Source organism: Candidatus Nanopelagicales bacterium (assembly GCA_018003655.1).
GTDB lineage: Bacteria > Actinomycetota > Actinomycetes > S36-B12 > UBA10799 > JAGNDY01.
On sequence record JAGNDY010000002.1, the window covers coordinates 90,724 to 96,328 of the forward strand.

Consider the following 5,605-nt stretch of genomic DNA (forward strand, 5'->3'; position numbering starts at 1 on the left):
ACCCATCCTCGATGCGCGACCCCCCGCGACGACGATTGCACCAACCCGGTTCATGACGTCGACGATTCTATGCCGGGTCGACCCGTTGACCGGCCGCCTGGCAAGGTGAACTCATGCCTCGCCTGACGACAGTTGCCGACCACACAGCAGCGGTACTCGGCCTGGTTCCTGGCGCACTGCCAGGCCAGCGGGTCCCGCTTCCCTCCGCGCTCGGGACTGTCCTGGCCGAGCCGCTGGTTTCCACCGCTGACCTCCCCGGATTCGACAACTCGGCGATGGACGGCTACGCAGTTAAGGCCGTTGACCTGTCCGATACCCCCATTACTCTGCCCGTATCGGCTGATATCCCGGCTGCCCCGCAGACTGGGGAGCAGCGCCCCTTGGTTCCTGGCACCGCAGCTCGGATCATGACCGGTGCCCCCATTCCCCCGGGCGCTGACGCTGTGATCAAGGTCGAATGGACAGATGGCGGCACTGACGCGGTAACGATGTACCAGCCGGTGGAGGCGGGCGTCAACGTTCGCCATCGCGGGGAGGATGTGCGAGCTGGGGTGGAGCTCCTGTCGGCCGGGACGGTGATGGGGCCAGCACAATTGAGCGCTGCGGCAGCGTTCGGGCACGGTGAATTGCTCGTCCACCGCCGACCGCGGGTCTGCGTCATCTCAACCGGATCAGAGTTGGTTGAACCGGGGCAGCCAACCTCGTTGCCGCTCGGCGCCATCTTCGACTCGAACTCCTTTGCCCTGCAGGCTCTCGCTTCCCGCGCTGATGCTGATGCGATCAGAGTCGTCGCTGTCGGCGATGACGACCCGGCACACGCTCGGCGCGTGCTCGACCGGGCGGCCGAGACCAGCGACCTGATCGTGACGACCGGTGGAGTCAGCGCCGGAGCGTATGAGGTGATGAAGGATGTCCTGGCCAGCGAGCCAACGGTTCAGTTCCTGCCGGTAGCCATGCAGCCAGGCCGTCCGCAGGGACTCGGAACGTATGCCGGTGTGCCCATCCTGACCTTTCCCGGAAATCCCGTCAGCGCCTTTGTCTCCTTCAAACTCTTCGCGGAACCTCTGATTCGCAAGCTCGCAGGTTGGACTCGGCCGACACCCTTGTGGAAACGGGCGACGCTGGCCGAGCGGGTCATGCCTCGGGAGTCACTGCACACATTTCCGCGGGCTCATCTCAATGCCGCGACCAACCGGGTGAGCCTCATCGGCGGACCCGGCTCGCACCTGATGGCCGCACTGGCACGCGCGAACTGCTTGATTTCAGTTCCCCCAGGCGAGGAACTCTTGCATGCGGAGGCGGAGGTTCAGATCCTCACCTACGGATAGGTCGCGATCCCCGATCTGGTGCGGGATAGACGCTGACGTCAGCTGCGCTGACTTCCACGCTGACCCGGTCACCGGGAACGAAGCTGCGTGAACCGAACGATGCAAGGGGAATGTCAGCAAGGAGTTCAATCTGCCCGCGCAGACGGATGCGGACATCGGCCCACTGATGCTCGACGGCCGCCACCGTTGCCACCCACCGCATGACGCCCGGGGTCTGTGCCGAACTGACTGGATCGGCGATCGACACCCGAACGGACCGCGTCGGGATCGCGGCAAGAACGGAACCGTTGAGTTGCGACGGTGCGGCGAACGTTGCGCCGGTTGCGGTGATGAACAGACCTTCGGACGCACTGCCGGAAATCAGATTGGCTCCGACGAGGTCCGCGACGTAGGCAGAACCTGGCTGGGAGGCGATTTGGGTCGCCGTACCGGCATTGATGACGTTTCCGTCTTCAAGTACGACGATGCGATCAGCCAAACCCAGGACGTCCCGAGGATCGTGGCTGACAACCACAGCGACGCCCTGACGATCGGCCAGAACGGAACGAAGCAATTCGCGGATTTCTACTACAGACGGTCCGTCCAGAGACGCGGTCGGCTCATCGAGCAATAGCAACGAGGCGTGGGTCGCCAGAGTCCGGGCGAGCGAGGCCCGACGTGCCTGACCGCCCGACAGCTGACCGGGTTTGCGGTCGGCAAGCCCGGCCAGACCAAATCGGTCAATCCACTCGATCGCCTGGCTGCGGGACTCACTCTTGGAGAGGCCCGAGCACCTGCCCGCGAATGCAACATTGTCCAGGACCGACAGGTGTGGGAAAAGTCGTGCGTCTTGAAAGCAGATTGCTGCGTCGCGCAGGTCCGGGCGAACCAGCAGTCTGCGCGACGGATCGTCCCAGCTGTCGTCCGCGTAAGTGACAAATCCGTCAGCTAGCGGTGTTATCCCAGCGAGGGCATGCAACAAACTGGTCTTACCGGAACCGTTTGGCCCGACGACCGCGACGGTCTGACCTGACCGGGCGCCCAGCGAAGCAGATAGGCGCCAGGTCCCTTTGTGTAACCGGATGTCCGCGTCAAGCATCGGCGCCACGACCCCAGCCAGACAACCGGCCTCGCAATAGCACGAGTGCCAACGCGGTGAATCCGAGGAGGACCACACTCAATGCCGCAGCCGTATCAGGTTGTGTCTCTAGCGCCTGATAGATCGCCAACGGCAGGGTCTGGGTAGTGCCTGGAAAACTGCCAGCGAAGGTGATCGTCGCGCCGAACTCCCCCAGTGCCCTCGCGAATCCGAGCATGGCGCCCGCGACAATGGCGGGTCCCAGAATGGGAACGGTGACGAACCTGATGGTCTGCCAGCGGCTCGCACCCAACGTGGCGGCGGCCTGATCGAGGCGATCACCGTGGCTGCGAATCGCTGCCTCCAACGTCAACACGATGAATGGCAAAGCCACGAATGTCTCAGCGACGACGACCCCGGCAGTTGTGAAGGGCAACTGCACCCCGAACGCGCGGTAGGCCAAACCGCCTAGGATGCTCGTGCGCCCGAACGCCAGCAGGAGAGCGGTCCCGCCGACGACAGGCGGCAGCACCAGCGGCACCAGCACAATTGCCCTGAGCAGCCAACTTTTGCGCGAATGCGACTTCGCTAAGACAAATGCGAGGGGCAGCCCCAAGAACAGCGCACAGATGGTGGCAGCGGTTGCGGAGAACGCAGACAACGCCAGCGCCTGTTTGGCTGTGGTGGAAGAAAGCGCTTGGCCCATCGATCCCCACGGGGCGCGCAGGAGCAGCATGAGGAGGGGCAACGTGAGGAAGGCTGCACCCAAACTCGCGATGACTTTCAACCAGGTGCTGACGGCGCCACTGGGTCCGATTCGGGGTCGGGCCCGCCTGTGCCCGGGATTCGGCCGTGGTGCGGTAGTGGTCGTCACGGGGAGCCAAAGCCCAACTGCCCCAAGATCTTCTGGGCTGGTGGGCTTTGCAGATAGTTCACGAACGAGGTGGCTGCCGGCGCACTGCCAGCGTTGACTGCCACCGCCGCTTGGTAGCGCGTCGAAACGTTGACGTCGGCTGGGATTGCAAGACCCTTCACCGACTTGCCCGCAGACTGGACATCCGTTCGGTAGACCAGACCAGCATCTACCTGTGACAGTCGGACACGGGTCAGGACGGCACGAACATCCGGGTCTTCCGAGACGAAGTTTGGAGTCAGCCTGGATCGCTCAAGCAGCTGATCGGTCGCGGTTCCGCACGGAGCCGGCACGGCACATCGAGCCGCCGCAACCGTCGGGCGCGCGATGTCCGTCCACGTGCGTAGTGCGGCGGGATTCTTCACCGGCGTCGCAACTTCCAGGCTGTTCGTCGCGAAATCGAGAGGCGCCCTGACGGTGCCGTCGGAGATGGATCGATTCATGACCTCAACACCAGCGGAAGCGAGAACGTCGATCGGTGCGCCAGCCGCCAGTTGCGCAGCCAAAGTTGCGCTGCTGCCAGTCGTCACCTTCACCTTGGTTCCGGGGTGAGCCGCGGAGTAACTCGCAACCAACTGATCCATTGCGTCGGCTAGCGACGCCGCGGCCGCAACCGTGATCGTTGTGGTCGCTCCCGGATCGGTCGCGTCCGTGCGCTGGCTTGAGCAACCTGTCAACGCGGTTCCAGCGACTACCGCAATCGCGACGACCGCGCCTGCTTTCACACTCCTCACGTGACTCCCCGGACTCTTGCGGCATCGATTGCCACGTTCGTCGCTTTGACCGATGCGACGGCAAGGACACCCGGTTCAAGGCCCAGATCATCGGCGGCCTCGCGGCTCATCAGCGAAACCACCCGATGTGGCCCAGACTGAATCTCAACTTGGGCCATGATCCCGTCGCGCGATACCCCGGTCACGATCCCGACGAAGCGATTGCGCGCGGAAGTACCCAGATGCTCGGCGTTGCGCACAAGGGTCTCGCTGGCTGCCTGGGTTGAGCGTTCCGTCACCATGAAGGCCGCCAGATCTTCGCCGTTGACGACCACCCGACCGGATGGGTCCTGGCTGGCGACCAGCCGTCCTGAGTCGCACCAGCGCCGTACCGTGTCATCACTGATACCCAAGAGGCTCGCGACCTCGCCAATCCGCAACTGCGTCATGGACGAAGTTTAACAGACGCTTCTACTCCTAGATCGCTCCTACATCGCCGCACATACGCTCAGCAACAACTGGGTTGTTCCGCAGATTCGGGACTTTAGTCCTAGCCAAACGAGGCTTCGTCGGCATTTTCACGGGATTTCCCGTGGGAACATTGACGCATGGGTGAGGGTGCTGCGTCGCTGACACGGTCGACGGGCGACGAGGTTGTCAGCGGCCCGGCATCCTCCGGTTCGATCGTGGAACCCATCAGCAACCCCACGCGAGAAGACCTCAGCGGTCGACGTCGCGTTCTGACGATGAGCACCATCGCCTTCACCCTGATGTTCGCGGTGTGGCTGATGTTCGGAGTCTTGGGCATCCCGATTCGCACCGAGTTCGGTTTGACCGACGTCCAACTGTCCTGGCTAATCGCGGTGGCCATTCTCAACGGCTCGATCTGGCGGCTGCTCACCGGAATCGCTGCTGATCGATTCGGCGGCCGAAGAGTTTTCCTGGCCATGCTGGTCTTCACGGCGATTCCCACCTACCTGGTCTCCCAAGCGACTGGCTTCACGCAGCTGCTGATCTTTGCTTTCCTCGCCGGCTTCGCTGGCAACTCGTTCAGCGCGGGAATCGCCTGGGTGTCCGCCTGGTATCCGCAGAATCACCAAGGCTTTGCCCTCGGCGTCTTCGGCGCGGGCAATGTGGGCGCGAGCGTGACCAAGCTCATTGGCCCAGCGCTCATCGCATTGGTGCCAGTCGCCGGGTACTTCGGCGGCTTCGTGCCAGGCGGCTGGCGGTTCGTGCCATTCCTCTACGCGGTGCTGCTGCTGATCATGGCTGGATTCCTCGGCGCGATTGTCCCGCGCGTGGACCGCAAGCCGGGCCGTGGCCGATCAATGAGAGAAATGGTTCGACCGCTGAAGCAGATGCGGGTATGGCGATTCTCGCTCTACTACGTCGTGGTCTTTGGCGCCTATGTCGCGCTGTCGGCCTGGCTGCCCAAGTACTACGTGGACGTCTACGGCCTGCCGCTGTCCTCGGCCGCGCTACTGACTGCGCTGTTCATCTTTCCGGCCTCCCTGCTGCGACCAGTCGGCGGATCACTGTCCGATCACCTGGGCGCGCGGCGCGTTCTGTACTGGTCGTTCGGAACGATGCTCGT

Annotated in this window: 6 protein-coding genes; 2 read left to right on the forward strand and 4 right to left on the reverse strand. The window is 63.5% G+C overall.

The features are described 5' to 3' along the window. Nucleotides 1-113: 113 nt before the first annotated feature. Nucleotides 114-1,328 carry a molybdopterin molybdotransferase MoeA gene (locus tag KAZ48_01070; GenBank protein MBP7971361.1) on the forward strand — a complete coding sequence of 405 codons (1,215 nt, stop codon included), beginning with the start codon at nt 114-116 and terminating at the stop codon, nt 1,326-1,328. Here KAZ48_01070 and KAZ48_01075 read toward each other — a convergent pair. Genes KAZ48_01075 through KAZ48_01090 form a run of 4 tightly spaced genes read right to left on the reverse strand, consistent with a single transcriptional unit; the run spans nt 1,315 to nt 4,460 of the window. After that, a complete protein-coding gene (locus KAZ48_01075) occupies nt 1,315-2,406 on the reverse strand; it encodes an ABC transporter ATP-binding protein (protein MBP7971362.1) in 1,092 nt (363 codons plus the stop codon). The two genes, KAZ48_01070 and KAZ48_01075, sit on opposite strands and share 14 nt — an antisense overlap. Next, a complete protein-coding gene (gene modB / locus KAZ48_01080) occupies nt 2,399-3,259 on the reverse strand; it encodes a molybdate ABC transporter permease subunit (protein ID MBP7971363.1) in 861 nt (286 codons plus the stop codon). Before modB ends, KAZ48_01075 begins: the two co-directional genes overlap by 8 nt. Continuing rightward, nucleotides 3,256-4,032, reverse strand: a complete 777-nt coding sequence (gene modA, locus KAZ48_01085) for a molybdate ABC transporter substrate-binding protein (GenBank protein MBP7971364.1) — start codon at nt 4,030-4,032, stop codon at nt 3,256-3,258. The genes modB and modA overlap by 4 nt, the downstream gene beginning before the upstream one ends. After that, nucleotides 4,029-4,460: a helix-turn-helix transcriptional regulator gene (locus tag KAZ48_01090; GenBank protein ID MBP7971365.1), complete on the reverse strand. Its 432-nt coding sequence runs from the start codon at nt 4,458-4,460 to the stop codon at nt 4,029-4,031. The genes modA and KAZ48_01090 overlap by 4 nt, the downstream gene beginning before the upstream one ends. Nucleotides 4,461-4,619: 159 nt before the next feature. Here KAZ48_01090 and KAZ48_01095 point away from each other — a divergent pair. Then, nucleotides 4,620-5,605 (forward strand): NarK/NasA family nitrate transporter (locus tag KAZ48_01095; protein ID MBP7971366.1); only part of this gene is annotated, 986 nt, incomplete at its 3' end.

Excerpts from the sequence above, each read along its gene's own strand:
- KAZ48_01070 (MBP7971361.1), top strand. The coding sequence starts at position 114 with ATGCCTCGCCTGACGACAGTTGCCGACCACACAGCAGCGGTACTCGGC.
- KAZ48_01075 (MBP7971362.1), bottom strand. The coding sequence starts at position 2,406 with ATGCTTGACGCGGACATCCGGTTACACAAAGGGACCTGGCGCCTATCT.
- KAZ48_01090 (MBP7971365.1), bottom strand. The coding sequence starts at position 4,460 with ATGACGCAGTTGCGGATTGGCGAGGTCGCGAGCCTCTTGGGTATCAGT.